This is a genomic window from Lelliottia nimipressuralis (assembly GCF_004115925.1).
GTDB lineage: Bacteria > Pseudomonadota > Gammaproteobacteria > Enterobacterales > Enterobacteriaceae > Enterobacter > Enterobacter nimipressuralis.
In genome coordinates this window covers 129,385-155,093 of sequence record NZ_SDDX01000002.1, presented here as the reverse complement: position 1 = coordinate 155,093, position 25,709 = coordinate 129,385, and the positions used below count along the sequence as shown (strand labels likewise).

Below are 25,709 nucleotides of genomic sequence, written 5' to 3'. Positions count from 1 at the left end.
ATCACTCACTCAGGGGATCAGACTCCTCCTCTTTTTTAACAGAGTGAGCAGGGAGTTCGCTCATTCTATAATATACGGGGACGACATCCTGGTAATTAATGATGTAACCATGCCCTCTAATATTGCGAATAAAGTCCTCGGGTAATCCAAGAAGATTCAGTTTGTTGTTCAGATTATGGAGCACTTGCCATAAACGCTGGGTCGAAGGACTGAGGTTATTGTCCTCCCAGATCTTTTCGAACAACTCTTCTTTGGCGATGACTTTCTTACGACCATGTTCCAGCAAATATAGGAAAAGCCGTAACATTGTTTCGTTAAAATAGATTGATGCAAACGCCACACTTTTATCGTTGTGACTACCGGTAAGTCGGTACAGTCTGCGATTGGTAATATCGAAGTGAATTTCATCACCAATCATAAAGCCATATAGACGATAGCCCATCTCTTTATTCCTGCATTAGAGTCAACCTGACATACGCCGCTGGAAATACACTTTTCTAATAAACCATACATTTTATAAGGTGGATTATATGTATGCCGTTCGTGCTTTCCAATACACAACCCCATGCGCTATAAGAAACCCTGTGTTGACGATTTGTTTATAGAGTTTCTATTTACATAAGTTGCATCTGTAGTGCTAAGCACCTTGTTTTTTATGATTTCTGGAGATTAATGCTAAAAACGCGTAATGAATCAACCACTCAACATAAAGTCGCGAAGTTTTCTGGTTTTCAAGCATCAATGGCTGATTGTGAGTGTCGATGATCACGTTTCCTTCATCCATAGGTTTCCGATGCCACAACTTTAAGAATTGCCTGACAAAAACGTGAGTGAAGTTATATGATTTATACTGATTAAGAGGCTTAAGGCGCGAGCGAAGAGCGGTTTTTTGCATGAAGGTGTTTATTTCAACCTGCTGATATATAATAACTAAATTCTGAATCAGGTTTTCTATGTCAACTATCGATCGCACCATGAAAAAAGTGTACGTCATCAACGATACCTTGCTGTTTGAACCTGATTTGCGGCGTCTCGGTCCGCTGGACGGGTATCCTCAGAGGGCTACCACGCTTCATGGCCCGGTGAGCGAGTGCCTGCTTTTACTCCTTGAAAACAACAACCATGTCGTGACGCAGCGGGTTCTGTTTGCCTCCATTTGGGAGAAACAGGGGGCGATTGTCAGTACCAACGCCCTTTACCAGACCATTTCCCAAATCCGCAAGGCGCTGAAATTTGCGGGGTTGGAAGAAAACATCATTAAGACCCTGCCTAAAGAGGGGTTTAAGTCGATTGCGCAGCTGCGCGAAGGGGAGCTGGACGAGTTTATTCGCCCGCAGACAACGGCGCTGGTTTCGGTTTTGCCCGAAGAATATCCCGTCGCAGAGGTTACGGCGGTAGCTGTTTCTGAGATGATTCGCAAACCCCCTTTTTTCCCGGCAAAGCTTGCCTATGGGGTGGCTGGCGTTCTTTTTCTGCTCTCCTGCGCGATATCGTACTTTCTGATTAAAGATGATAAGTCCTCTCTGACGCATTATCAGTCGGTGAGTCAATTTAACGGATGTGACGTATATTCATCCTGGCGGGATAAAGAGAAAACCAGTGAAATGCTGGCGGGGCTGGCGAAACGTTATCCCATTCAGTGCAAACCCGGAGGGGTACTGTGGATGACAAGCAGTTTTTCCCAGCAGGCTCATTCGGTCATTATTTGCGACCGTCCGCTAAAGAACAAAAATGCGCAGTGTGATTCCATTATTTACAGGCCGCAGAATCATGATGATGAATAAAATAACGCTGCGCTGGACGTTAATTGCTCTGGCCATTGCCGCACCCTTGCTTTATGCGTGGTATATTCATTACCAGCGTAATCACTTCAGCTGCGAAGCGCATGTAACGGTGGTAGACGATAATTATCTTCTCGACGTCATGATGGATTATTCATTTATGAACGGGGAGGGTAGCTATGCAACGTCCGGGGAATATACCCAGAAAGGCCAGCCACCTGTCGAAGTCAGTAATAAAATTGCGTTTAATTACTGGCGAGAAGCGGGGGATATTATTATGGTGTCCAGCGACACCAGTGGACGCCCAAAAAGAAATGAAGCCTTCAGGTTGGATGTCCCGGACTTTTTCCGTCTGCGCGATCGCGGCCTTAAAGTTCAGATAACGCCGGCGAACGCCTCCAGCTATTTCATTATCTACAGAAACGCGCCTGTTATTTATTGCGCAAAAGAGTAGATGAGGTGACCTAACGCCCTCTCATCCCTGCTTGTTTTATCTTGTTGCCCATTTTTACGCTTGATCATATAAAGATAATGAGTATAGTTCTCATTCTCTTTAGTGTTTGTGGGCAGCGACGGACGATTCCCGCATCAACAGTGAGCGCAGATCTCACACGGAACACTGAGTGTTAACGGTGGACTCTGCACTGGCCTCACAGCCTGTAAAACAACCTTAATCGCACAGCAGCATGCGACGCAGTTTCCCGCCTGATTCTCTTTTTGAACGGTAAAGGATGTTCCTGATGACAAAAAAATTGTCCGCGCTGGCGCTGCTTGTGGCTGCCTCTCTTTCCGGCTGCGCCGCGCAGCATGCCGCCAAACCTGCCCCTGAAGCACACACCGCCGTAACCGCGCCGGCGGAAACCGGCGTGGTGAAGCGTGAACTGGCCGACGGCTTATACGAAATGGTGCTCAGTCCGAAAGGCGATGCGCTGTATGTCGCTAGCGCCGAAGGGTTTAAGGACGTGCAGGGCGGGGTGATCTACAAACTCGATCCCACTACGCTCAAAACCATTGGCCGCAGTCATACGGATCTGAAAAACTTTGCGCTGGCGATATCAAAGGATGGCAGTACCGTCTATGCGACCAACTCGCTGGACGGCGGTATCAGCGCCATCAGCACCGCGGACGGCAAAGTGAAAAATCGTCTGCTGTTCACCGAGCGCAACAAAGAAGGCTTCCCGTACGGGGCGCGCCAGGTGCTGCTCCATGACGGCACCCTTTACATTGGCGGTGTCGCCGATCCGGCAGTGGTCTGGGTGGTGGATGCCGAAACGCTCAAGCTGAAAAAAACCATCAAAAATGCCGGGCAGTGGGTGACGGGGCTGCTGTGGTCTGAGCAGACTCAGCGCATATACGTGGCTAACGGCGGCGGCGAAATCCTGATTATCAATCCGCGCAACAATCGCATCGAAAAACGCTGGAAACCGCTCGGCGACAAACCGGCGCTGCTGCTTAACCTGGCAGAAGACAAGGCCACGGGTCGCCTGTTCGTGACCGATAACTCCAAAGCCAAAACCACGCTGGTGCTGGATATCCACACCGGCGAAGTGATTAAGCAGCTCGATGTGGGCGATTCGCTGGCGGTGAAATTCAACGCTAAACGCAACGAGCTGTACATTACCCAGCGCGAAAGCGGAAAACTGCTGAGCCTGGATGCCACGACCTATGCCGTTAAACAGAGCTGGGATCTGCCTCCGAATCCAAACAGCCTGCTGCTGTCGGAAGATGGCCAGACGCTGTACGTCACCGTCAAACAGGCGTTCAACAAAGACCACTCCACGAACGGACCGGACAGCGTTGTCAGAATTTCACTGAAATAAACCTCTTATAAATTATCAGGCCCGGCGACGGGCCATTTTGCGCGTATGTTGAACGAGTTAATCATGAACAACACCAGAATGAACAAAACGCTGCTGGCGCTCGCCATCGGCGCGGTTACGCACTCCGCTTTTGCGGCGGAGACCCCAAAAGAAGAGACCCTCGTGGTGCAGTCTGCGCCGGTCAGCGATTTCAAACCGGGCGGCGATCAGCTGGTGCCCGCATTCCTTGACGGACAGGTCGCCAACGGTGGCCGCATGGGAATGCTCGGCCAGCAGAACGCGATGGACGTGCCTTTTAACATTATCAGCTACACCTCGAAGCTGGTGGAAGATCAGCAGGCTAAAACCATTGCCGATGTGGTCGCCAACGATGCGGGCGTGCAGTCGGTGCAGGGCTACGGTAACAGCGCGGAAAGCTATCGCATTCGCGGCCTGAAATTCGACGGCGACGACATGACTTTTGGCGGTCTCTCCGGCGTGCTGCCGCGTCAGGTGGTCGATACGCAGATGGTTGATCGCATTGAGATCTTCAAAGGTGCCAACTCCCTGATGAACGGCGCGGCAAGTTCCGGCGTCGGCGGGATGATCAACCTTGAGCCAAAACACGCGGGCGATACGCCGCAGGCCAAAATTGGCGTCGATTACACTTCTGATTCGCAGATTGGCACCACGCTGGACGCCGGTCGGCGCTTCGGGGAGAGTGACCAGTTTGGCGCACGCGTGAACCTGGTCCACCGCGAAGGAGAAGCACCGGTCGCCAACGACCGCCGTCGCACCACGCTGCTCTCTACCGGGCTGGATTTCAAAGGTGACACCTTCCGCACCTCCCTGGACATGGGCTATCAGAAGAAAACCTTCCATGGCAGCGAAACGGGCGTCAACATTTCCGGGGTCGACTTCGTGCCGACACCACCGAAAAACGATCGTAACTACTCGCAGAAATGGGCCTACAGCAACATCGAAAACGAATTCGGCATGTGGCGCAGCGAGTATGACATCACCGATAACTGGACGGCTTACACCGGGCTGGGCGCGCAGCACGCCCACGAAGAGGGGCTGTACAGCGGCGCGAAGCTGATGGATAAGAGCGGTAACGCCACGGCAACACGTCTGGATACCAATCGCATCAGCGACGCCGTGAGCGGCATGGCAGGCATTCGCGGTAACTTCGATACCGGTTTCGTGTCGCACAAGGTCAACGTGGGCTACTCCGCAATGACCAAAAACGAAAAAATCGCGTGGAAGATGTCGGCGGCAGCGGATAACCCGATCACCAACATCTATCACAATACCGGCGTGGATAAACCTGACAGCAGCAACTTCAATGGCTCCGGCGGTAACTACAGCGATCCGTTGACCAGCGGCCGCACCCGCACTCAGGGCTGGTTGCTCAGCGATACCCTTGGCGTACTTGACGACAAACTCTTGTTTACCGCTGGCGCGCGCCATCAAAAAGTGGTGATTCGCGGATACAACAAAATCACCGGTGCGGAAAACGACGCCGATGGCTTTGACGGCAGCAGCTGGATGCCAACTTACGGCGTGGTCTACAAACCGTGGGACGAACTTTCGCTCTACGCTAACCACACCGAAGCGCTGCAGCCGGGTAAAACCGCGCCAGACACCGCGACTAACTACGGGCAAAGCACCGGGATTGTTCACTCGAAGCAGAACGAAGTGGGCGTGAAAGCAGACTTAGGACGGGTGGGCGGCTCTTTGGCTCTGTTCGAAATCAAAATGCCATCGGCGATCCTCGACAGCGTGACCAAACATTACGGTCTGGATGCCGAGCAGCGTAACCGCGGCGTTGAGCTGAACGTATTCGGCGAGCCGATGCTGGGAATGCGTCTGAATGCCAGCGCCACCTGGCTGCAGGCAGAAATGACCAAAACCAACAACGGGCTGAATCAGGGTAACAAGGTCATCGGCGTACCGAATTTCTATGCGGTGCTGGGTGCGGAATATGACATCAAACCGATCGACGGCCTGACGGCGACCGCGCGCGTGAACCACTCCGGCTCTCAGTACGCGGATCTGGCGAACAGCAAAAAACTCGACAGCTACACCACGCTGGATCTGGGCATGCGCTATCGCTTCGCGGTAAACCAGAACCAGAATCAAATGACCGTGCGTGCCGGTATCGACAACGTGACGGACGAAAACTACTGGGCAAGCGTGGACGACTCCGGAACTTACCTGTTCCAGGGCGAGCCGCGTACCTTCAAAGTTTCCGTCGGCTACGAGTTCTAAGTTTTACCCTCGTTATCAGGGGCACGGATGCCCCATCCATTTCTTAAGCGTGCGCCAGCGCAAACGCAATTGCGGCGTGAACGGTCACAATCTGCGCGCGCGTACAGGCCTCTGGCGTGGTGCCGGGGCTGTCGGGATAAACTTCCGTGGTGGTGGTAAACGGCGCGCCGGTAAGGGTGGCGCACAGATGATAGGCATGAATGTCATATTCCACCACGCCCTCGCTGACGACGGTGAACTCCATCATTTTGCCATTCTCATCGGCAGGGGCGATATGGGTGACTTTCTTCACGGCGTCGATAATCGCCTGCTGGAAATCCAGCCGTGAATTCTGCGTATCGCTCACCAGATAGTAGCCATCGGGAATTGTCCCCGGCTCAAACGGCAGTCCGTCGCGCGCGGCCTTCGCCGGTCGGAACTCGCTCTCATCGCTGTCGGTGGTTTCGTGCAGATCAACGTGCAGCAGGAATTTGCCTTTCAGCGGGGCGGTTAACGCCATCAGCGCGCGGGCTTCTTCGCCTTCACCTTGTGGCCAGAACTGGCGGTTGGTATCCACGGCTTCATAGGTCCAGCGAGTGATATGCTCGTAGGCCCACGGGCTGACGCACGGCACCACCAGTAGATTGATTTTCCCCGCATACTCATTCTGATACTCCGCCAGGAAGTTCAGCGCGCCCATCACGCCACTGGTTTCGTACCCGTGAACACCGCCGGTAATCAGCGCGACGGGAAGGTTGTCGTCCCAGTCTTGTGATTTTACGGCCATTAGCGGGAAGGTCTGGTCGCCGTAGTGTAATTCGCCATACTGACTTACGTCGTAGCGAGGCTTGAGGGCATTGATCGCGTCAAGTACGTCCGTCTGATAGCTGCGAAAACGCGTCTGGTTCTCGCGCCACTGCTGTTTTTCCGCCGCAGTCCATGGCTGGCCTGGCGTACCGATAGGGTAGAACTGTTTCTCAGTCATAGGTCACTCTGTCAGTGTAGGGTTCTCAATATCATACCCAGCCGCGCTTTTAAATTCATATGGGTATTTGAGCCGGGCCTGCAACTTGCTCCTGCTGACCCGAAGTGTTAAAAGGTGCCCCTTCCAATAAAAATACACAGGGGTCAGACGTGAAAGACGCGTCATCCGCTTCAGACAATGCGGTTTCTGAAGCCTCGTCGGAACAGACACCGACGCTGCAACGTGGTTTGCAAAATCGACATATTCAATTAATTGCCCTCGGCGGCGCGATTGGTACCGGACTGTTTCTCGGCATCGGACCAGCGATTCAAATGGCCGGGCCTGCGGTACTGCTGGGATACGGCATTGCGGGCGTGATTGCCTTTCTGATTATGCGCCAGCTCGGCGAAATGGTCGTCGAAGAGCCGGTTTCTGGCTCTTTCGCCCACTTTGCTTACAAATACTGGGGACCGTTTGCAGGCTTCCTGTCCGGCTGGAACTACTGGGTGATGTTCGTGCTGGTCGGCATGGCTGAACTCACCGCCGCGGGCATCTACATGCAGTACTGGCTGCCGGATGTCCCGACGTGGATCTGGGCCGCCGCCTTCTTCATTATTATCAACGCCGTAAACCTGGTGAACGTGCGTCTGTATGGCGAAACGGAATTCTGGTTCGCGCTGATCAAAGTGCTGGCGATTATCGGCATGATCGGCTTTGGCCTGTGGCTGCTCTTCTCCGGGCACGGTGGCGAGCGCGCGAACATCAATAACCTGTGGAAACACGGCGGTTTCCTCGCGACCGGCTGGAACGGGCTGATTATGTCCCTGGCGGTGATCATGTTCTCCTTTGGCGGGCTGGAGCTGATTGGGATCACGGCGGCAGAAGCGCGCGATCCGCACAAAAGCATTCCGAAAGCGGTCAACCAGGTGGTCTACCGTATTCTGCTGTTTTATATCGGTTCGCTGGTGGTTCTGCTGGCGCTCTACCCGTGGGTAGAGGTGAAATCCGACAGCAGCCCGTTTGTGATGATTTTCCATGATATGAACAGCAACCTGGTGGCATCGGCGCTGAACTTTGTCATTCTGGTGGCGTCGCTCTCGGTCTATAACAGCGGCGTCTACTCTAACAGCCGCATGCTGTTTGGCCTCTCCGTTCAGGGCAACGCGCCGAAGTTCTTAACGCGCGTCAGCCGTCGCGGAGTACCGGTCAATTCGCTGCTGCTCTCCGGGGGCATTACCTCGCTGGTGGTGCTGATCAACTATCTGCTGCCGAAAGAGGCCTTTGGCCTGCTGATGGCGCTGGTGGTGGCTACCCTGCTGCTGAACTGGATCATGATCTGCCTGGCGCACCTGCGCTTTCGTGCGGCTATGCGTCGTAAAGGGCGTGAGACGCAGTTCAAGGCGCTGCTCTACCCGGCGGGAAACTACCTGTGTATCGCGTTTCTCGGCATGATTCTGGTGCTGATGTGCACCATCGATGACATGCGTCTGTCGGCGTTCCTGCTGCCCGTGTGGGTGGTATTCTTGTTTGTGGCCTTTACCTTATCGCGCAGTAAAGCGCGCTAACCAAAAGCCCGCCGGCGGAGTCGCTGGCGGGCTTTCACATCATCTCATCAGAACAGATAACTCATGCTCACTGAGACACTTCGCGGTTCGCCATACACCGCCGAGTCGTCGAGATACGAGTAATATTCCCGATCAAACAGATTGCTGACGTTGGCCTGCACCGCCAGCTGTTTGGTCAGCTGATACTTCGCGAACAGATCGACAAGCGGGTAGCTGCCCTGGTACAGACGCTGGGTTTCGCCATCCGGCCCGGTTACGTCTTTATACACCCGGTTTTGCCAGTTCACGCCGCCGCCGACCGTCAGGTCCGGCAGTACCGGCACGCGATAGCGGCTGAAGAGTTTGAGCTGGGTCTGCGGCGCATAGCTGTTGAAGCGGCCATCCGTATCGGTGGCGACGTAGCGCGTGGCGCTGAAGGTCAGCTGCAGATCGTCGGTCACGGCGCCGTTCACTTCAAACTCGGCCCCTTTGCTCACCGCCCCTTTTGTCGCACGGTAGGCCTGCTCGCTGGAGCCGTTGACGAACTCTCCGCTGATCGCCTCCGCCGCGTTTTCCTGCTCGATACGGAATACCGCAACGTTGGTGGTCAGGCGACCGTCCATCCAGTCGGCTTTCAGGCCGGTTTCGTAGTTTTTGCCGGTTACCGGCGAGAGCCACGCGCCATCTTTGCTGCGCTTGGTCTGCGGCGCGAAAATCGAGGTGTAGCTGGCGTACGCCGAAAGCGCGTCGGTGATATCGAACACCAGGCCGCCGTACGGAGTGGTGTTGTATTTACGCATATCGCCACTGCTGCCGTTAGTGCTGTACTGGGTGTAACGCGCGCCTAAAATCAGCGACAGGGGATCGGCCAGCGACAGGCGTGTCGCCGTGTAGGCCGATTTCTGGCGCACGATGTCATCGGCGTTTTGATACCAGTCACCCCACGCCGGTTCCGCCACGCTTCCATCCCAGTTGTTGTTAAAGATGCCCACGCTGTCCATCGGGCCATCCTTACTGAAAGTGGCGTTATGCTGGCGGCTGTAGCTGGCCCCGGCCATCAGCTGGTGCTGGCGGCCAAGCAGTTCAAACGGGCCGCTGGCGTAGGAGTCAAAGGAGTCGAGCGTACGTTTGCCGCGATCTTTGCTCCCCCAGCCGCTCGCGCCGTCGCCCGTGGTCGCGTCCGGATTGCCCATCACATAGAGCAGCGTATCGTTAAAGTTCTGCTCGCCGTGGGTGCCGTTGAAACGCACCGACCAGCCGTTATCCCAGCTGTGGGAGAGGTTCGCGAACACCTTGCGGGACTCGATGGAATAGCCCGTCCAGTCCGCCGAGGTGTTGACGTTACGATCGTAATGGGTGCGCGAACCGTTGCTGTAGAGGCTCGGCAGGCCGCCCCAGGTCGGGTTGGCGGTGTTGGTCTGCTGATAATCCCAGCCGAGTGAAAGGGTGGTGTGGTCCGTAAGATCCGCATCCATCACGCCGTAGAGAAATTTTTTGCGTTTACCGTAGCGATCCAGCCAGCTGTCCTGATCCTGATAACCGGCGATCACCCGTCCGCGAAGGCTGCCGTCAGCGTTGAGCGGGGCAGAGAGATCGGCCACGTAGCGCTGCTTATTCCAGCTGCCATAGCTGGCGCTGACGTTGCCGGTCACGGTTTTGCTGTCGGCGCGTTTACGCACCATATTCATCGATGCCCCCGGATCGCCCGCACCGGTCATCAGTCCCGCCGCGCCGCGCACCACTTCGATACGATCGTAAATCGCCGTATCTTCCGTCGCATCGCCAAAGTTCCACGCGTCGCCCATGGACGTCGGGATGTCATCGTAGGAGAAGTTGGTGATCTCAAAGCCACGGGAGAAATAGTTCGCGCGCTCGCTGTCGATCTGCTGTGACGACACACCGGTGGCGTTGGTCAGTACCTCATCGATGGTTTGCAGGTCCTGATCCTTCATGCGCTGCTGCGTTACGACGCTCACCGACTGCGGAATATCGCGTGGGGCGAGCAACATTTTGGTCCCTGCGCGCGTGGTTTTAACCGCGTAATCCTGCTGCTCATCCACCGGGGTGTTTGCGTCGCCGTACACCACCATCTCCTGTTCGCTTTTGTTTTCTGCTGCCAGTGCCGGGTGAACGACGGTCTGGATTGCCAGCGCGATAAGTGAAACCGCGAACGGTTTCGTGATTTCCTTGCCATTAAAAGAGGTCATGTTTCCTGTCCGGAAGAGTTGTTATGTGATTTTTTTTGAATGAGAATCGGAATCATAATTATTTAATGAATTAAGCGCAGACTAATTTATCGGCCAAATGTAACTAAATATGTAAATTCCGAGAAAGCGTGGGAGAAGGGGGCGGAAATTTAGATCGTGACCGTTCTCGCAGTTCTGTTTTGATTCGCAGGATCTTTATTTTGTAATCGATTACTTTTTAGTTGACGAGGTTTGTAATCGATTACTTTTTAAGGGTGAGGCTTATCATGGTGTCAACAACTGAAAGTAGTGGAAAGGCGATAGCCCAGCATCGGCTGCTGGTGCCGCGGCTGTCGCTGATGATGTTCTTACAGTTTTTTATCTGGGGAAGCTGGTCGGTCACGCTCGGGCTGGTGATGACTCAGCACAACATGTCCCTGCTGATTGGCGATGCGTTCTCCGCCGGGCCCATTGCCTCGATTCTGTCGCCGTTTGTGCTCGGGATGCTGGTGGACCGCTTCTTCGCCTCGCAGAAGGTGATGGCCGTGATGCACCTCGCTGGCGCGGCGATCCTGTGGTTCGTGCCGGGGGCGCTGATCGCCGAAAACGGTGCGCTGCTGATAGGCCTGCTGTTTGGCTACACGCTCTGCTACATGCCGACGCTGGCGCTGACCAACAACATCGCGTTTCACAGCCTGGCGAACGTCGACAAAACGTTCCCGGTGGTGCGCGTCTTTGGCACCATCGGCTGGATTGTCGCCGGGATTTTTATCGGCGTGACCGGCGTGGCGTCGAGCGTGACCATTTTCCAGGTCGCGGCGGTAAGCTCCGTTCTGCTGGCGCTCTATAGCCTGACGCTGCCGCACACGCCAGCTCCGGCAAAAGGCATGCCCGTTGCCGTGCGCGATCTGTTCTGTGCGGATGCCTTCGCGCTCCTGAAAACGCGCCATTTCTTTATCTTCTCCCTGTGCGCGATGCTGATCTCCGTTCCGCTGGGCACTTATTACGCGTACACCGCCTCCTATCTCGCTGACGCCGGTATCCGTGATGTCAGCACCGCCATGTCCTTCGGGCAGATGTCCGAGATCGTCTTTATGCTGGTCATCCCGCTGCTGTTCCGCCGTCTCGGGGTGAAATACATGCTGCTGATCGGCATGCTGGCGTGGTTTGTGCGTTACGCCTTCTTTGCGCTTGGCGTCAGCGAAGAGGGACGCTTCCTGCTCTATCTCGGCATTTTGCTGCACGGCGTGTGCTATGACTTCTTCTTTGTCGTCGGCTTTATCTACACCGACCGCGTGGCGGGCGAAAAGGTAAAAGGCCAGGCCCAGAGTATGGTGGTGATGTTCACCTACGGCATCGGCATGCTGCTCGGCTCGCAGATTTCTGGCGCGCTGTATAACAGCCTGGTGGCGGGGCAGGCCGTGCCGCAGGCGTGGGTCACATTCTGGTGGATCCCGGCGATAGCTGCCGCCGCGATCGCGCTGATTTTCCTTATCGCATTCAAATATGATGAAGATAAGGCGTAATTTTCTGGAGGTGTTATGAGGACGATTAAGGGACCGGGCATTTTTCTGTCGCAGTTTATTGGCGAGCGCGCGCCGTTTAACTCCCTCGACGGGCTGGCGGGCTGGGCGGCGGCGAAAGGCTACAAAGCGCTGCAAATCCCCTGCAACCATCCACAGATTTTCGATCTGGAGCAGGCGGCGAACAGCCAGACCTACTGCGACGAGATCACCGGGATGCTGGCCGGGCATGGGCTTGTCATCAGCGAATTGTCCACCCATCTGGAAGGGCAGCTTGTAGCGGTCAGTCCGGTCTACGGTGAGGCCTTTGACCACTTCGCGCCGCCTGCGGTACGCGGTAACGACGCGGCGCGCCAGGCGTGGGCAACCGCCAAAGTGAAACAGGCCGCTGCGGCGTCGGCGAAGCTTGGTTTAACCGCCCACGCCACCTTTTCCGGTTCGCTGGCGTGGCCGTTTTTCTACCCGTGGCCGCCGCACAACGAGCAGCGGTTTCGCGATGCGTTCGCAGAGCTGGCACACCGCTGGCACCCGATCCTCGACTGCTTTGAGGAGCACGGCGTCGATCTCTGTTTTGAGCTGCATCCGGGGGAGGATCTGCACGACGGCGTGACCTTCGAGCGCTTCCTCGCGCTGGTCGACAACCATCCGCGCTGCAATATTCTCTACGATCCGAGCCACATGCTGCTGCAGCAGATGGATTACCTGTCGTTTATCGATATCTATCACGCGCGCATCAAGGCGTTTCACGTCAAAGACGCGGAGTTTCGCGCCAACGGACGCAGCGGCGTTTACGGCGGCTATCAGCCGTGGATCAACCGCGCCGGACGTTTTCGCTCGCTGGGCGACGGGCAGATCGACTTCAACGGTATTTTCAGCAAGCTCACGCAGTACGATTACGACGGCTGGGCGGTGCTGGAGTGGGAGTGCTGCATGAAAGACGGTGACGTGGGGGCGAGCGAAGGCAGCGAGTTCATCCGCCGCCACATCATTCCGGTCTCTGGCCGCGCATTTGACGATTTCGCCGCAGGAGGCGCGCATGATTAACGTCGGGATCGTCGGCAGCGGCTTTATCGGCCCGGCGCATATCGAGGCCCTGCGTCGGCTGGGTGTTGCGCAGGTCGTCGCCCTGTGCGACGGCTCGCTTGAGCAGGCGCAGGAAAAGGCGCGGGCGCTGAATGTGCCGCATGCCTACGGCAGCGTGGACGAACTGCTTGCCCATCCGGGATTGCAGGTGGTTCACAACTGCACGCCCAACCATCTGCACGCGCAGATTAACCGGCAAATTCTGGCAGCGGGCAAACATGTGTTCTCTGAAAAGCCCCTGTGTATGACGCCGGAAGAGGCGCGGGAACTGGTGGATCTGGCCGGGCAGGCGGGGGTGATCCACGGCGTGAGCTTTGTCTATCGCCACTTCGCGATGGTGCGCCAGGCGGCGAGCATGATGCGCGAGGGGAGCGTGGGGCGGCTGTTTGGCTCGCACGGCAGCTATTTGCAGGACTGGATGCTGCGCGAGACCGACTACAACTGGCGCGTCGATGCCGCTCTCGGCGGGGCCTCGCGGGCGGTGGCGGATATCGGTTCGCACTGGTGCGACACGGTGCAGTTTGTCACCGGACGACGCATTGTCGAGGTGATGGCCGATCTGTCGATCGTCTGGCCGACGCGTAAAGCGAAGGTGGCGGGCAACCAGACCTTTACCCGCCAGGCCGACGCCGTGTATGCGGATAAAGCCGTCACGACGGAGGATTTTGGCTCGGTTCTGTTCCGCTTTGACGACGGCAGCAAAGGCAGTTTCAGCGTCTCGCAGGTCAGCGCCGGGCGCAAAAACCGCCTCAGTTTTGAAATCAACGGCAGCGAGCGTTCTGTGGCCTGGGATCAGGAAATTCCGCAGCAGCTGTGGATCGGGTATCGTGAGCAGGCAAATCAGACGTTGTCAGACGATCCGGGCCTGATGAATGCAGATGCCGCCGACAGCGCCCACTTCCCCGGCGGGCACATCGAAGGCTGGCCCGATGCGTTCAAGAATATGATGGCGCAGTTCTATCGTGCCGTGCAGGCAAATGCCCTGCCCGAGAAGCCGCTTTTTGCGACCTTCCACGATGGCGCAAACGTGATGGATATCATTGATGCCATTGTTAAAAGCCACCAACAGCAGCGCTGGATACGGGTTGAGCGGTAACGTGCTGCCCGGTTCGCCGGGCAGCAAAATTATGTTAGCCTGATGAAAACGCTAACTGCAGGATGTGCCGTCGTTATGTCAATTCAGAAAATCGCTAAGCTCGCCGGTGTCTCGGTGGCGACCGTGTCGCGCGTGCTTAACAACAGCGACTCGGTGAAAGCGAAGAACCGCGAGCGCGTCTTGCAGGCGATTAAAGAGAGTAACTACCAGCCCAATCTGCTGGCGCGCCAGCTTCGTACCGCGCGCAGCTACATGATCCTCGTGATGGTCTCGAACATCGCCAACCCGTTCTGCGGTGAAGTGGTGAAAGGCATCGAAGAAGAGGCCGAGAAAAACGGCTACCGCATTTTACTGTGCAATTCCGGGTCTGATCTGCAACGGTCGCGCTCCGGCCTGAGCCTGCTGTCGGGCAAAATCGTCGACGGCATCATCACCATGGACGCGTTCTCGAAACTGCCGGAACTCTCCGCCCTCATCGGCACTGCGCCCTGGGTGCAGTGCGCGGAATACGCCGACTCCGGCACCGTTTCCTGCGTGGGCATTAACGATGTGGACGCGTCGCAGCACGTGGTCAGCCAGCTGGCGGACGGCGGGCGTCGACGGATTGCGCTCATTAACCACGATCTCAGCTACAAATATGCCCGTCTGCGCGAGCGCGGCTACAAAAGCGTGCTGCATCTGCGCGATCTCGAGTATCAGGTGGTGGAGTACGCGAGCGATCTCAGCTCCAGCGCGGGCATGGCGGCAATGAAAAAACTGCTGGCGAACAACCCGCCGGATGCGGTGTTTGCCGTATCGGACACCCTGGCAGCGGGTGCTCTGCGCGCCATCGAACAGGCCGGGCTGCGGGTTCCGCAGGACATCGCAGTGGTCGGTTTTGACGGCACGGAGCTGTCGGAGATGGTTTCCCCGCCGCTCAGTACCATTGAACAGCCGTCGCGGGATATCGGGCGCAAAGCGGTCGATCTGCTGCTGAATAAAATCGATAACCCGGATGCGCCGACGGAAAGGGTGATGATGGACTGGCGCTACGTGGCGCGCGCCAGTACCTGAGCATTATTTCGCGAACGCGCCCGCCAGCGAGCGAATATCGTTCCCGGTGGGCGACTGATGAATTCGCAGGCCAAACTCTTCGACCACGGCGTAAATATGGTCGAAAATATCTGCCTGAATGGATTCATATTCTGCCCAAACCACGGTATTGGTAAACGCATATATCTCAATGGGTAAACCATTGGCGTCCGGTGCCAGCTGGCGCACCATCAGGGTCATATCTTTACGAATACGCGGATGGTTGCGCAGATATTCATTCAGGTACGCGCGGAATGTACCAATATTGGTCATTTTGCGCAGATTTAATACCGATTCCCCTTCACCATTTTCCTGATTCCAGAGATGAATTTCTTCGTGACGCGCCGCCATATAGGGCTTCAACAGTTTCGCCTGAATTAAACGCTGCTGCTCGTGCTCATCAAGAAAATGAATGCTGGTGGTATCAATGCTCAGGCTGCGCTTAATTCGCCGTCCACCGGAGGCTGACATGCCGCTCCAGTTTTTAAAGGAGTCCGACACCAGCGCCCAGGTAGGAATGGTGCTGATGGTGTTATCCCAGTTGCGCACTTTCACGGTGGTCAGGCCGATATCCGTCACCGCGCCATCCGCGCCGTATTTCGGCATCTCCAGCCAGTCGCCGAGCTTGAGCATGTCGTTCGCCGAGAGCTGAATACCGGCGACCAGGCCCAGAATCGGATCTTTAAAGACCAACATCAGTACCGCGGCCATCGCGCCAAGACCGCTGATCAGAATCGCCGGAGACTGACCGATCAGCAGGGAGATCATCAGAATGCCGACGAGGATCGCACTCACTAACTTCACGCCCTGGAATATTCCTTTGAGCGGAAGCTGAGAGGCGGTTGCCAGCTTTTGCGACAAATTGAAGATCACATCTAATAACGAGAAGAAGGAGAGAAGGGCATAAACCATGACCCACAGTCGGGCGCAGGTGGTTAATATTTCAGCCGCTTCGCTGCCTTTTTGTAACCACAGCGCCGCCTGAACGTTGACGATTATCCCTTGAAGGGTAAAGGCCAGGCGGTGAAATAACTTATTCTGGGTAATGATTTGCAGCCACAAATGTGAGCTGGCCTGCGCCCGTTTTTCAAACAGACGCAGCACCACTTTGTGCAATATCAGATGGACAATAACGGCGGTGAGTAAAATGATGCCAAAGATTAACACCAGCGAAGTGGTGTGATTAATTTCAATTCCAAGCTCTTCAACCTGAGCAATTAATTCCTGCATAACGTCTCCTGAATATCCTCCTTTTATCATGACGGCTGCGTGTTTATTATGCAACCCGCGACGCTATGCAGGTGTTGTTATGACGCAGCAGGCAGCGGGCCGGCCTCCAGGCGGTGGCGCAACCACAGGGCAATGCCGCCAAGCGCCAGCATCATCACCACTTCAATACTCAGAAAACCGATCATCGCCTGCGGGTAATGGCCGCCGTTGTGACGCGCAAAGGTCAGGAACAGGGTGCCAAGAATGGCGGGGCCGAGACCGAGTGTGGCCTGTTGCAGCGTGCTCAAGATTGCGCTTCCCGCGCCTGCGTCGCAGCTGCTGATATCGCGCATCCCAATCCTGTAAAAACTGTTGACGATCAGCGCCTGGCCATAGCCAATCAGGATTGTGGCGGGGGCCAGCGTCAGCGCCGTATTTGCCTGGCCGAAGCGCCAGAAGGTGGCGATCAACAGCAGCAGGCCCGCGATTTGTACCGTCAGGCCGGTCATCAGAATGCGCCCCATGCTGTAGCGGGCAATCAGTTTTGGCGCGTACCAGGCGGAGACAAAATAGGCCACGCCGAGGGCGATAAAGCTATTTCCCGACTGCCACGGCGCCATCCCCAGCCCGGCCTGCATGGTCAGTGCCATACAGAACATAAAGCCTGACCAGGCGCTGAAGAACAGCAGGGCGATCAGCATCCCAAAGCGGATGCTGGTGAGTTTCAGCAAACGCGGGGGCAGCAGGGGATGTTCGCCGCGCTGCTGCTTACGCAACGCGCTGGCGCGCATCCACAGCATCAGCGGAACCACCGCGATCAGCGCCAGTTGCAACACCAGCGGCCAGTGGAGTTCCGGCCCGAGCGCCATCGGGAACAGCAGGCAGCACAGGATCACTGCCAGCAGGGTGGTTCCCTGCCAGTCGATGCGCGACGGCGTTTCGCGGCGAGTTTCCGGCACGTAGCGACGGCTCAGGGCCAGCACCAGCAGGCAAATCGGCACGTTGATAAAGAACGCGTTTCGCCAGCCCAGCCCGGCTATATCCGCCGACACCAGCCAGCCGCCGCCCATCTGGCCGACGATAAACGCAATTCCGCCGATGCCGCCAAACAGACTGATGGCTTTGGCGTGGGCCGTGCCTTTCAGGGTGACGTGCAGCGTGGCGAGGATCTGCGGCACGATCAGCGCCGCGCCAGCGCCCTGCAACACGCGAGCGCCCAGCAGTTGCTCCACGCTTCCCGCCATGCCGCACAGTAGCGATGCCGCGCCAAAGGCGGCCACGCCCCACATAAACAGACGGCGGCGGCCAAGGTTATCGCCAAGCTTACTGCCCAGCGCGAGACAGACGGCGAAGGCCACGCCGTACAGCGCCACAATCAGCTCCAGCTCGGTGGCCGTGGCGTGCAGTGAGTGGGTGATCGAATCCAGCGCCACGTTGGTGATTGAGGTATCAATCAGCGGCAGCATCTGGCCTGTAAGCAGCAATATCAGGCCTGCGCGACCCGGTGAAACAACAGACGTATTCATGGTGACTCCATTGCGTCATTCAGCAGATGGACGTAGCATCGGTGATAATAAAAACGGGTACCAGTTCTTGCTTATACTGGTACTGGCACTACCACGCAGGGGGCCGTATGACGCTGATGACCGAACCCACTTCCTCTTTGCAGGACGACAACCGCAAGCAGCTCGGGGCCTTTTTACGCGCGCGCCGCGAAAGCCTCGATCCCCAGCGGCTGGGCCTGCCGCGCAGCGGTCGGCGCCGCACGCCGGGGTTGCGTCGCGAAGAGGTGGCGATGCTGGCGGATGTGGGGGTGACCTGGTACACCTGGCTTGAGCAGGGCAGGGACGTCAATCCCTCCAGCGCCGTCATGGTGGCGGTGGCGAAAGCCCTGCAGTGCACCGCCACGGAAACGCGCCATCTGTTTGTGCTGGCGGGGCTGCCGCCGGGCGAAGCGCCGCAGCAGACCGTGTGTGAGGGGATCAGCGAAGGCACGCGGCGTCTGCTGGATACGCTGATGCCGAAACCGGCCAGCATTCAGAAACCGAACTTCGACATCGTGGCGTGGAACGACAGTTTTGGCCATCTGATGGGGGTGGATTTCAACGCCATTCCGCCGGAAGATCGTAACTGCATCTACCTATTTCTCACCCATCCGGCGTGGCGCAGTCGACTCGGCAAACGCGATGACGTGTTGCCGATTTTCGTCTCCTACTTCCGCGCGGCAATGGCCGAGCATCGCGGCGAACCGCAGTGGGAAGCGCAGCTGGCGCGCTTCTTTGCCGTCTCCGCAGAGTTCGAGGCTCTGTGGCACCAGCGCTATGACGTGCGCGGCGTGGAAAATCAGCTGAAACTCTTCAGCCATCCGCAGCTGGGGGATTTTCAGCTTCAGCAGATGTACTGGTACTCCGCTCCGCGCAACGGCTCGCGGCTGCTGGTTTATCTCCCGGTGGACGACGCGGGCGAACATGCGCTCACGTGGCTGGCGGAACAGGCTGTTATACTCAACTAAATTTCACTCATTCAGGGACAGAACATGAACGTGACTCGCAAACAGGAACGCCTGCTGCGTCGGGCGCTCGTCGAATGGGAGCAGGAGGGCGCGCTCAGTACCGATGAACACCAGCGGCTGGCGGGCACCCTCAAACGCGTGGCGATGGACTGGCAGCGACTCAGCCGTTACGCCTTCTGGACCGCGCTGGCCTGCGTGATGATCGCCTTCGGCAGCCTGTTTGCTGACAGCGAGCTGATGGAACGCATCATCGCCTTTTTCTCCTTCTCTTTCGTTGCCCGCATCGGGCTGCCCGCCGTGCTGGCGGTGGCCTTTTATCTCTGGGGATTCAGCCGCCAGCGGCGAGAAACCCAGTGGCACTACAGCACCGAAGCAATTCTGTTTCTCGGCGTTCTCTTCACCGCCATTGCGCTCTGGCAGCTGGGCGAGCGGCTGGATAACGGCAGCGGGCATATCGCGCCGCTATTCCTTGCGGGCTGCGTGGTTTACGGGCTGGTGGGCTTCTTTGGGCGCTCGGGTCTGGTGTGGCTCTTTTTCCTGCTGTCGCTCGGCAACTGGTTTGGGGCTGAAACCGGGTATATGTCCGGCTGGGGGGCCTACTGGCTGGGGATGAACTACCCGGTGCGGTTTATCTTCTTCGGCGGGGCGCTGCTGGCGCTGTGCTGGCTGCTGCGGGCGATGTTAATCAAACGTCACTTGTACACCACCAGTAAAGCGATGGGGCTGACGTACCTGTTTGTGGCCCTGTGGATCATGTCGATTTTTGGTAATTACGATATCGACAGCTGGTATGGCGTTACTCGCGCTGCGCTGCTGCCGTGGGCGCTGCTTTTCGCCGTCGCCGCCGTTGTGTGTATTTATATCAGCCTGAAAACCGACGACGGCATGCTGCGCGGTTTCGGCCTGACGTTTTTCGCCATTAACCTCTATACCCGCTATTTCGAATACTTCTGGGACGGGATGAATAAAGTGATTTTCTTCCTGATTCTGGCGGCGTCGCTGGCGGTGATTGGGCGTTATGCGGAGAGAATTTGGCACGCCGGAAACCAGCGTGCCCATGTCGATTAGCACTCAGTAATAATCGTGCTCAACGGCAGACGAGATTTTGGCAGAGCGGCGTTGAAATCTTCCACGCTGTGATGGCCGACCGGCACAACGACCAGGCTGGTGAAGCCCTGCGCTTTCAGGCCGAACTCTTCGTCGAGGATGGCGGCGTCGAAACCTTCAATCGGCACCGCGTCCAGACCCAGTGCCCCCACGCCCAGCAGGAAGTTACCGACGTTCAGGTAAACCTGTTTAGCCATCCAATGATCGTCATCTTTTAGATCGACGCGATGCATGTCGGCAAAGTAGCAGCGGCCCTTGTGGTTTGCGGCTTTCGCTTCTGGGGTCGCAAAACGCCCGTCGGCTTCTTCCTGATCCACGACGCGCTCCAGCCACGCATCGTCCATCGCGGTTTTTGCGCAGAAGACGACGACGTGGGACGCATCCAGCATTTTACGCTCGTTGAACACGTAAGTGCCTGCCGCTGATTTTGCCACGCGCGCTTTGCCCTCTTCGGTGCTGGCGACGATGAAATGCCACGGTTGTGAGTTGGTGCTGGACGGGCTGAACTGCAGCAGCGTTTTGATTTGTTCTGCCTGTTCTGCGGTCAACTTTTTGGTGGGATCAAATGCTTTGGTCGAGTGACGCTTCAGGGCAACTGAAATGATATCCATAACAACTCCTGGTCAATAAATTCGCCGTCTGCGGGCGAGAAAAGAGAGCAGATTACAAGGACTCACGGGAAAAGATAAGTGCCAGATATGCGCTTATACTGTTCGTCTGACGTGAACAATCAGGCAGGGCGAATGCGCTTCTGATCTTTTTTCGGCAGCTTATCCACCACCAGATTCCACGAGTCGAGAACCAAATCCGCCACCAGTTCTGGCGTGATATCGTCGGCTTCGTAGAGGGAGATCCAGTGCTTTTTGTTCAGATGATAGCCGGGTTCGATGCCGCGATAGATCTGCTGGTTGAGCAGTGATTTCTCCGGATCGGATTTCAGGCTGACATGCGCCCGCCCGTGGGCGACCGCCATCAGCATGAAGATCTTCCCGTTGATCTTAAACACGTCATATTCCGGGCCAAAGGGCCAGCAGTGCTCGGTGAAGGGCAATTCCAGCGCGACGCGTTTGGCGCAAGCCTGCAGGGATTTACTGTCCATTCACATCCTCGATGGCAAGCGCGCGCCACATGGATTCAAAGCCAAGGGATTTAAAATCACTGGCGCGGGACGGGTCGCGGGTGGCAAATTCCATCGTCGTTTCGGCAAGCGATAAGAAAATCGCATCGCCGAAGGTGCGAAACTCATCGGACATAAACACCTGGCGCACGGAGCGACGGCACAGCTCGTGCAGTTCCGGGAACATCTCATGCACCGCCTGTTCCGTTTCGGCGTTGATCTTTTCACTCACGCCGAGCTGGCGGATAGCGCCGTGGGCGACAGGGTTGCGAATCCCCCAGTCCACATAGCTGTTCCAGATATTGCGGGTATGTTCTTTCGGGGTGTTAATGGCGCGATCCAGGTTTGCCAGCATGGTCTGGCAGAGATCCTGTTTCAGGTGCAGATAGAGGGCATTCAGCAGGTCGTCTTTAGTAGCAAAATAGCGAAACAGCGTGCCTTCAGCGACGCCCGCGTTACGGGCGATAAGCGCCGTCGATGCAGCAATCCCTGACTGCGCAAATGCAGCGGTTGCTGCCTCCAGTAACGCCTGTCTTTTATCTTCACTCTTCGGACGTGCCACTAAAATTCCCCTCCTGTCAATGTGTAAAACCCTGATTGAAACATGCTCTTTGCCACGCTGCAACGCGGAATGTCAAAGATCGAAAACGTCTTGACGACTTTATCATCATATCTATAATGAGTGCTTACTCACTCATAATCAAGTTCAACCCGCGCAAACCAACGGAAGGGGGCGCGTATTCGGGTCAGGATATGAAAAAGCCTCTTCTTCTTAGCGTGGTGTTTGTCATGATTATTGCTTCAGCGGCGAGTTTGCCCTTTGTGTTAAATGCCGGATTCGGCCAGCCGCCGCAGGGCGCACAGCTCAGTGAAGTGGAGGCCTCGCCACACTATCGCGACGGACAGTTCCACAATACGCTGCCGACGCCGGGCTACAACGGCGACAAAAATATGCTGGTGGCGATGTGGGAATTTCTGGTCAGCAAAACGGAAAACGCCCGTCCCGCTCAGCCGTTGCCGCTGGTGAAAACCGATCTGGCGGCGATTCCGCTGGAGCAGGAGACGCTGGTCTGGCTCGGACATTCGTCGTGGTATCTGCAGCTGGCGGGCAAACGCATTCTGATTGATCCGGTCTTCAGCAGCTACGCCGCGCCGTTTTCGTTCCTCAACAAAGCCTTTGCCGGGGAATATCCGTGGCGCGCGGAAACGATGCCTGAGATCGACCTGCTGATCATCTCGCACGATCACTACGACCACCTCGATTACGCCACCATTAAGGCGCTGATGCCGAAGGTGAAGCGTGTGGTCACGCCGCTCGGCGTCGGGTCGCATCTGCGCTACTGGGGAATGGACCCACAGATTATCGACGAGCGCGACTGGAATCAGTCGGTGCGTATCAGCGATGAGCTGACGGTACACGTGCTGCCCGCACGCCATTTCTCTGGCCGAGGACTTAAACGCAATCAGACCCTGTGGGGCAGCTTTATGTTCGTCACGCCTGAGCAAAAGGTCTACTACAGCGGCGATTCTGGCTACGGCCCGCACTTTAAAGCCATTGGTGAGCAGTTCGGCGAGGTCGATCTGGCGATCATGGAAAACGGACAGTACGACCAGGACTGGAAATACATTCACATGTTGCCGGAAGAGACCGCGCAGGCCGCCGCCGATATCAACGCTAAAGCGGTGGTGCCGGGCCATTACGGACGCTTTGTGCTGGCAAAACACAGCTGGAACGACCCGGTAATTCAGCTGACGCGCGCAAGCCAGGATAAAAAGTATCGTCTGCTGACGCCAGAGCTGGGCGAACCGGTCAGGGTGAATGATACGACGCAGCAATTTCGTGAGTGGTGGGAATAATGTTTAACCGACAAGCAGTCGAGGGGGAGAGCAGCATGACTATTTCCGCTCAGGTCATCGACACTATCGTTGAGTGGATCGACGACAATCTACATCAGCCGCTGCGCATTGAGGAGATCGCCCGTCACGCGGGGTACTCCAAATGGCATCTACAGCGGTTGTTTATGCAATACAAGGGTGAAAGCCTGGGGCGGTACATTCGCGAGCGCAAACTGCTGCTGGCAGCGCGGGATCTGCGCGAGTCCGACGAACGGGTGTATGACATCTGTCTGCGCTACGGGTTTGATTCCCAGCAGACATTTACGCGGATTTTTACCCGTACCTTTAATCAGCCGCCGGGTGCGTACCGCAAAGAGAATCACAGCCGCACGCATTAAAAAACGTGTGAGCTTAGATGCCGGGTGCGGCGGTGCCGCCACCCGGCAATCGCTCACTACCAGCGATAATTCACCGTCGCCGTCACCGTACGACCAATCCCGTAGAAACACGCCGTATCGCTGGCGCAGGACGCCACATACTTGGTATCCGCTACGTTATTGACGTTGAACTGTACGCTGGCCCCTTTCAGGCTGCTGTTCAGCTCGCCCAGCTCATAGCTCATCATCGCGTCATACAGATCCACCGACGCCACTTTGAAGGTGTTTTTCGCATCGCCATAGCTGGTGCCGATATAGCGCATCCCCACGCCCGCCGTCAGGCTTTTCAGCGCCCCGCCAGGCACGGTGTAGCTGGCGAAGGCCGACGCCATGTGTGCCGGAATACGCGCCGGGGTTTTGCCTTCGGTGCCTGCCACCGTGGTGCTCTGCATTTCCGCATCGGTGTAGGTATACGACCCGATGAGGTTGATGCTCTCCATCAGCGTTGAGTGGATCTCGGCCTCCACCCCTTTGGAGCGCACTTCGCCCGCGTTTTCGAACCAGCCCTGGGCGCTGTTGTATGTCGCCACGTTGCTCTGGGTCAGATCGTACAGTGCCAGGGTCATCAGCGTGGAGTCGACCGGCTGATACTTCAGGCCGATTTCCGTCTGCTTCCCGGTGGTTGGTTTAAACGGTGCCACGCCCGGTGCACGGTTGGTCTGCAGGCTCGGCTCGAAGGAGGTGCTGTAGCTGACGTACGGCGAGAGACCAAAGTCGAACGCATAGAGCAGCCCGGTGCGCCAGGTGAACTTGTTATCGTTCTGCTGGGTCGGCGCGCCGCCGGTGAAATCGGTGGTCCGCACTTCGGTCCAGTCGTAACGCCCGGACACCAGCCACTCCCAGTTGTTCCAGCTCAGCTGATCCTGCAAATAGACGCCCATCTGGTCGAGGTTTTGCTGCTCGTCCGTCGCGGTGCTGAACGTGCTCTCATCGACGTTGATGCCATACACCGGCTTAGTCCAGTCGAGGTCGTACTGTTTGCCCATCCCGCGTTCCAGCAACTGCTTATCTTTGCTGGTTTTGTAGTCCAGCCCGCCGAGCAGGGTGTGGCTCACATCGCCGGTAGTGAACAGGGATTCCAGCTGGTTATCGAGACCAAACTCGTTGGTGGTGCGCTCTTCATGCTGGGCGCGGCGGGTCAGCACCGTGCTGTCTGCCGCGCTGTTGGCGTACACCAGATAGCGATATTTCTGCTTGATGGAGGCGTAGCGGGCGTTCTGGCGGAAAGTGAGGTTTTCGGCGAACTGATGTTCCAGCTCGTAGCCGATCATCGTCTGCTCACGCCAGGACTGGTTGTAATCCGGATCGCTGACGTTAAAGTCGCGCGGAATGTAGCGCCCGTTGGCGCTGGTCACCGTGCCATAAGCGGGCAGGAAGTTGCGATAGCCCGCGTCAGGATCTTTCTGGTAGCTGGTCAGCAGGGTAAAGCGCGTCTGATCGTTAGGATACCAGGTGATCGCCGGGGCAATCGCCATCCGCGTCTCTTTGTAATCCTCCACCTGGTTGTGCTGCGTGCGGGCTATTCCGTTCACGCGATACAGCACGCGACCATCGTCGCTGAGCGGGCCACCGAAATCAAACGCCCCTTCGGCGAGATCGTGATTGCCGGTGCGGAACTGCACGTTGTGGACTGGCTCACTGGTCGGGCGCTTGCTGGTCATGCTGATCAGCCCGCCAGGGTTGACCTGACCAAACAGCACTGAGGCCGGGCCGCGCACCAATTCGACGCGCTCCAGCAGCCACGGATCCATGGTGCCGGTTTGCGAGGAGGCCGTCGCGCCGTAGCTCAGTCCGTCGAGGAATTTCGGCACGTAGCTGAAGCCGCGCACGAACACTTCATCGTTACGATTGGACGAGCCGCGGTATTCCGTAAATACCCCGGCAGAGTAGCGCAGGGCCTGTGACACGGACGTGACATCCAGCTGCTCCATCTGATCGCGCGTAATGACGGAAACCGACTGCGGCGTTTTCACAATATCGGCACTGGTTTTGGTCGCCGAAAGGGTTTTCGTCGCCACGATCCCCTTCACCGGAGCGGTCGGCTCCTGGGTGACACTCTGCGTGACCAGAAGGGTTTCTTCATTTGTTTCTGCCTGAGCCGCCACGCTGACGCTGGCCAGACTCAGCAACCAGAGTTGCATTATCTTATTATTTTTAAACATTTTTATTAAAATCCCTTAATTGCTATCGCCAT

General features: G+C 56.8%; 22 protein-coding genes. 13 read left to right on the top strand and 9 right to left on the bottom strand.

Annotation, left to right across the window (positions count from 1 at the left end; genetic code table 11):
* Position 1: 1 nt before the first annotated feature.
* Positions 2 to 442 (bottom strand): winged helix-turn-helix domain-containing protein, encoded by a 441-nt coding sequence (locus tag ETG88_RS03125; protein WP_129034580.1) that lies wholly within the window; start codon positions 440 to 442, stop codon positions 2 to 4.
* A 532-nt stretch (positions 443 to 974) separates the two neighbouring features.
* Here ETG88_RS03125 and ETG88_RS03120 point away from each other — a divergent pair.
* The 4 genes from ETG88_RS03120 (at position 975) to ETG88_RS03105 (ending at position 5,851) form a co-directional block, all read left to right on the top strand.
* Positions 975 to 1,784 (top strand): transcriptional regulator, encoded by an 810-nt coding sequence (locus tag ETG88_RS03120; RefSeq protein ID WP_164971753.1) that lies wholly within the window; start codon positions 975 to 977, stop codon positions 1,782 to 1,784.
* The gene (locus ETG88_RS03115) at positions 1,771 to 2,235 is read left to right on the top strand and encodes a hypothetical protein (RefSeq protein WP_129034575.1); all 465 of its coding nucleotides are present in this window, start codon (positions 1,771 to 1,773) and stop codon (positions 2,233 to 2,235) included. Before ETG88_RS03120 ends, ETG88_RS03115 begins: the two co-directional genes overlap by 14 nt.
* A gap of 286 nt (positions 2,236 to 2,521) precedes the next feature.
* Positions 2,522 to 3,601 (top strand): YncE family protein, encoded by a 1,080-nt coding sequence (locus tag ETG88_RS03110; protein WP_123429332.1) that lies wholly within the window; start codon positions 2,522 to 2,524, stop codon positions 3,599 to 3,601.
* Between the two features lie 63 nt (positions 3,602 to 3,664).
* Complete coding sequence (locus tag ETG88_RS03105) at positions 3,665 to 5,851, top strand: TonB-dependent receptor (protein WP_129034573.1); 2,187 nt, start codon at positions 3,665 to 3,667, stop codon at positions 5,849 to 5,851.
* A 43-nt stretch (positions 5,852 to 5,894) separates the two neighbouring features.
* Here the strand turns inward: ETG88_RS03105 and ETG88_RS03100 are convergent, their stop codons facing one another.
* Complete coding sequence (locus ETG88_RS03100; RefSeq protein ID WP_100777313.1) at positions 5,895 to 6,815, bottom strand: M14 family metallopeptidase; 921 nt, start codon at positions 6,813 to 6,815, stop codon at positions 5,895 to 5,897.
* Between the two features lie 149 nt (positions 6,816 to 6,964).
* On the opposite strand from ETG88_RS03100, the gene pheP reads away from it, so the two are divergent.
* Positions 6,965 to 8,359 (top strand): phenylalanine transporter, encoded by a 1,395-nt coding sequence (pheP, locus tag ETG88_RS03095; protein ID WP_129034571.1) that lies wholly within the window; start codon positions 6,965 to 6,967, stop codon positions 8,357 to 8,359.
* Positions 8,360 to 8,406: 47 nt separating this feature from the next.
* Here the strand turns inward: pheP and fhuE are convergent, their stop codons facing one another.
* Positions 8,407 to 10,545 carry a ferric-rhodotorulic acid/ferric-coprogen receptor FhuE gene (gene fhuE, locus ETG88_RS03090; protein WP_129034569.1) on the bottom strand — a complete coding sequence of 713 codons (2,139 nt, stop codon included), beginning with the start codon at positions 10,543 to 10,545 and terminating at the stop codon, positions 8,407 to 8,409.
* A 266-nt stretch (positions 10,546 to 10,811) separates the two neighbouring features.
* Here fhuE and ETG88_RS03085 point away from each other — a divergent pair, with 266 nt between their 5' ends.
* From ETG88_RS03085 to ETG88_RS03070, 4 genes are all read left to right on the top strand, one after another.
* Positions 10,812 to 12,050 (top strand): MFS transporter, encoded by a 1,239-nt coding sequence (locus tag ETG88_RS03085; protein WP_102104236.1) that lies wholly within the window; start codon positions 10,812 to 10,814, stop codon positions 12,048 to 12,050.
* Between the two features lie 15 nt (positions 12,051 to 12,065).
* Positions 12,066 to 13,091 (top strand): sugar phosphate isomerase/epimerase family protein, encoded by a 1,026-nt coding sequence (locus tag ETG88_RS03080; protein WP_129034567.1) that lies wholly within the window; start codon positions 12,066 to 12,068, stop codon positions 13,089 to 13,091.
* The gene (locus ETG88_RS03075) at positions 13,084 to 14,226 is read left to right on the top strand and encodes a Gfo/Idh/MocA family protein (protein ID WP_129034565.1); all 1,143 of its coding nucleotides are present in this window, start codon (positions 13,084 to 13,086) and stop codon (positions 14,224 to 14,226) included. The genes ETG88_RS03080 and ETG88_RS03075 overlap by 8 nt, the downstream gene beginning before the upstream one ends.
* A gap of 75 nt (positions 14,227 to 14,301) precedes the next feature.
* On the top strand, positions 14,302 to 15,279 hold the full coding sequence (locus ETG88_RS03070) for a LacI family DNA-binding transcriptional regulator (RefSeq protein ID WP_129034563.1): 978 nt from the start codon (positions 14,302 to 14,304) through the stop codon (positions 15,277 to 15,279).
* Between the two features lie 3 nt (positions 15,280 to 15,282).
* Here the strand turns inward: ETG88_RS03070 and ETG88_RS03065 are convergent, their stop codons facing one another.
* Both ETG88_RS03065 and ETG88_RS03060 read right to left on the bottom strand, forming a co-directional pair.
* Positions 15,283 to 16,527, bottom strand: coding sequence for a mechanosensitive ion channel family protein (locus tag ETG88_RS03065; RefSeq protein WP_100777306.1), 1,245 nt, complete (start codon positions 16,525 to 16,527; stop codon positions 15,283 to 15,285).
* A 77-nt stretch (positions 16,528 to 16,604) separates the two neighbouring features.
* Positions 16,605 to 18,032: an MFS transporter gene (locus tag ETG88_RS03060; protein WP_129034561.1), complete on the bottom strand. Its 1,428-nt coding sequence runs from the start codon at positions 18,030 to 18,032 to the stop codon at positions 16,605 to 16,607.
* 107 nt (positions 18,033 to 18,139) lie between these two features.
* Between ETG88_RS03060 and ETG88_RS03055 the strand changes: the two genes are divergently transcribed.
* Positions 18,140 to 19,018 (top strand): helix-turn-helix transcriptional regulator, encoded by an 879-nt coding sequence (locus ETG88_RS03055; protein WP_100777304.1) that lies wholly within the window; start codon positions 18,140 to 18,142, stop codon positions 19,016 to 19,018.
* Between the two features lie 24 nt (positions 19,019 to 19,042).
* Positions 19,043 to 20,086, top strand: a complete 1,044-nt coding sequence (locus tag ETG88_RS03050; RefSeq protein WP_129034559.1) for a DUF2157 domain-containing protein — start codon at positions 19,043 to 19,045, stop codon at positions 20,084 to 20,086.
* Here ETG88_RS03050 and nfsB read toward each other — a convergent pair.
* The 3 genes from nfsB to ETG88_RS03035 form a co-directional block, all read right to left on the bottom strand.
* Positions 20,083 to 20,736, bottom strand: coding sequence for an oxygen-insensitive NAD(P)H nitroreductase (gene nfsB, locus ETG88_RS03045; protein WP_129034557.1), 654 nt, complete (start codon positions 20,734 to 20,736; stop codon positions 20,083 to 20,085). The two genes, ETG88_RS03050 and nfsB, sit on opposite strands and share 4 nt — an antisense overlap.
* A gap of 119 nt (positions 20,737 to 20,855) precedes the next feature.
* Positions 20,856 to 21,224 (bottom strand): MmcQ/YjbR family DNA-binding protein, encoded by a 369-nt coding sequence (locus ETG88_RS03040; protein WP_100777301.1) that lies wholly within the window; start codon positions 21,222 to 21,224, stop codon positions 20,856 to 20,858.
* Positions 21,214 to 21,804, bottom strand: coding sequence for a TetR/AcrR family transcriptional regulator (locus ETG88_RS03035; RefSeq protein ID WP_100777300.1), 591 nt, complete (start codon positions 21,802 to 21,804; stop codon positions 21,214 to 21,216). The genes ETG88_RS03040 and ETG88_RS03035 overlap by 11 nt, the downstream gene beginning before the upstream one ends.
* A 191-nt stretch (positions 21,805 to 21,995) precedes the next feature.
* On the opposite strand from ETG88_RS03035, the gene ETG88_RS03030 reads away from it, so the two are divergent.
* The gene (locus tag ETG88_RS03030; RefSeq protein WP_129034555.1) at positions 21,996 to 23,099 is read left to right on the top strand and encodes an MBL fold metallo-hydrolase; all 1,104 of its coding nucleotides are present in this window, start codon (positions 21,996 to 21,998) and stop codon (positions 23,097 to 23,099) included.
* 35 nt (positions 23,100 to 23,134) lie between these two features.
* Positions 23,135 to 23,476, top strand: a complete 342-nt coding sequence (locus ETG88_RS03025) for a RamA family antibiotic efflux transcriptional regulator (protein WP_020885132.1) — start codon at positions 23,135 to 23,137, stop codon at positions 23,474 to 23,476.
* Positions 23,477 to 23,532: 56 nt separating this feature from the next.
* Here ETG88_RS03025 and ETG88_RS03020 read toward each other — a convergent pair whose 3' ends face one another.
* Positions 23,533 to 25,677, bottom strand: a complete 2,145-nt coding sequence (locus ETG88_RS03020) for a TonB-dependent siderophore receptor (protein WP_129034553.1) — start codon at positions 25,675 to 25,677, stop codon at positions 23,533 to 23,535.
* Positions 25,678 to 25,709 lie beyond the last annotated feature (32 nt).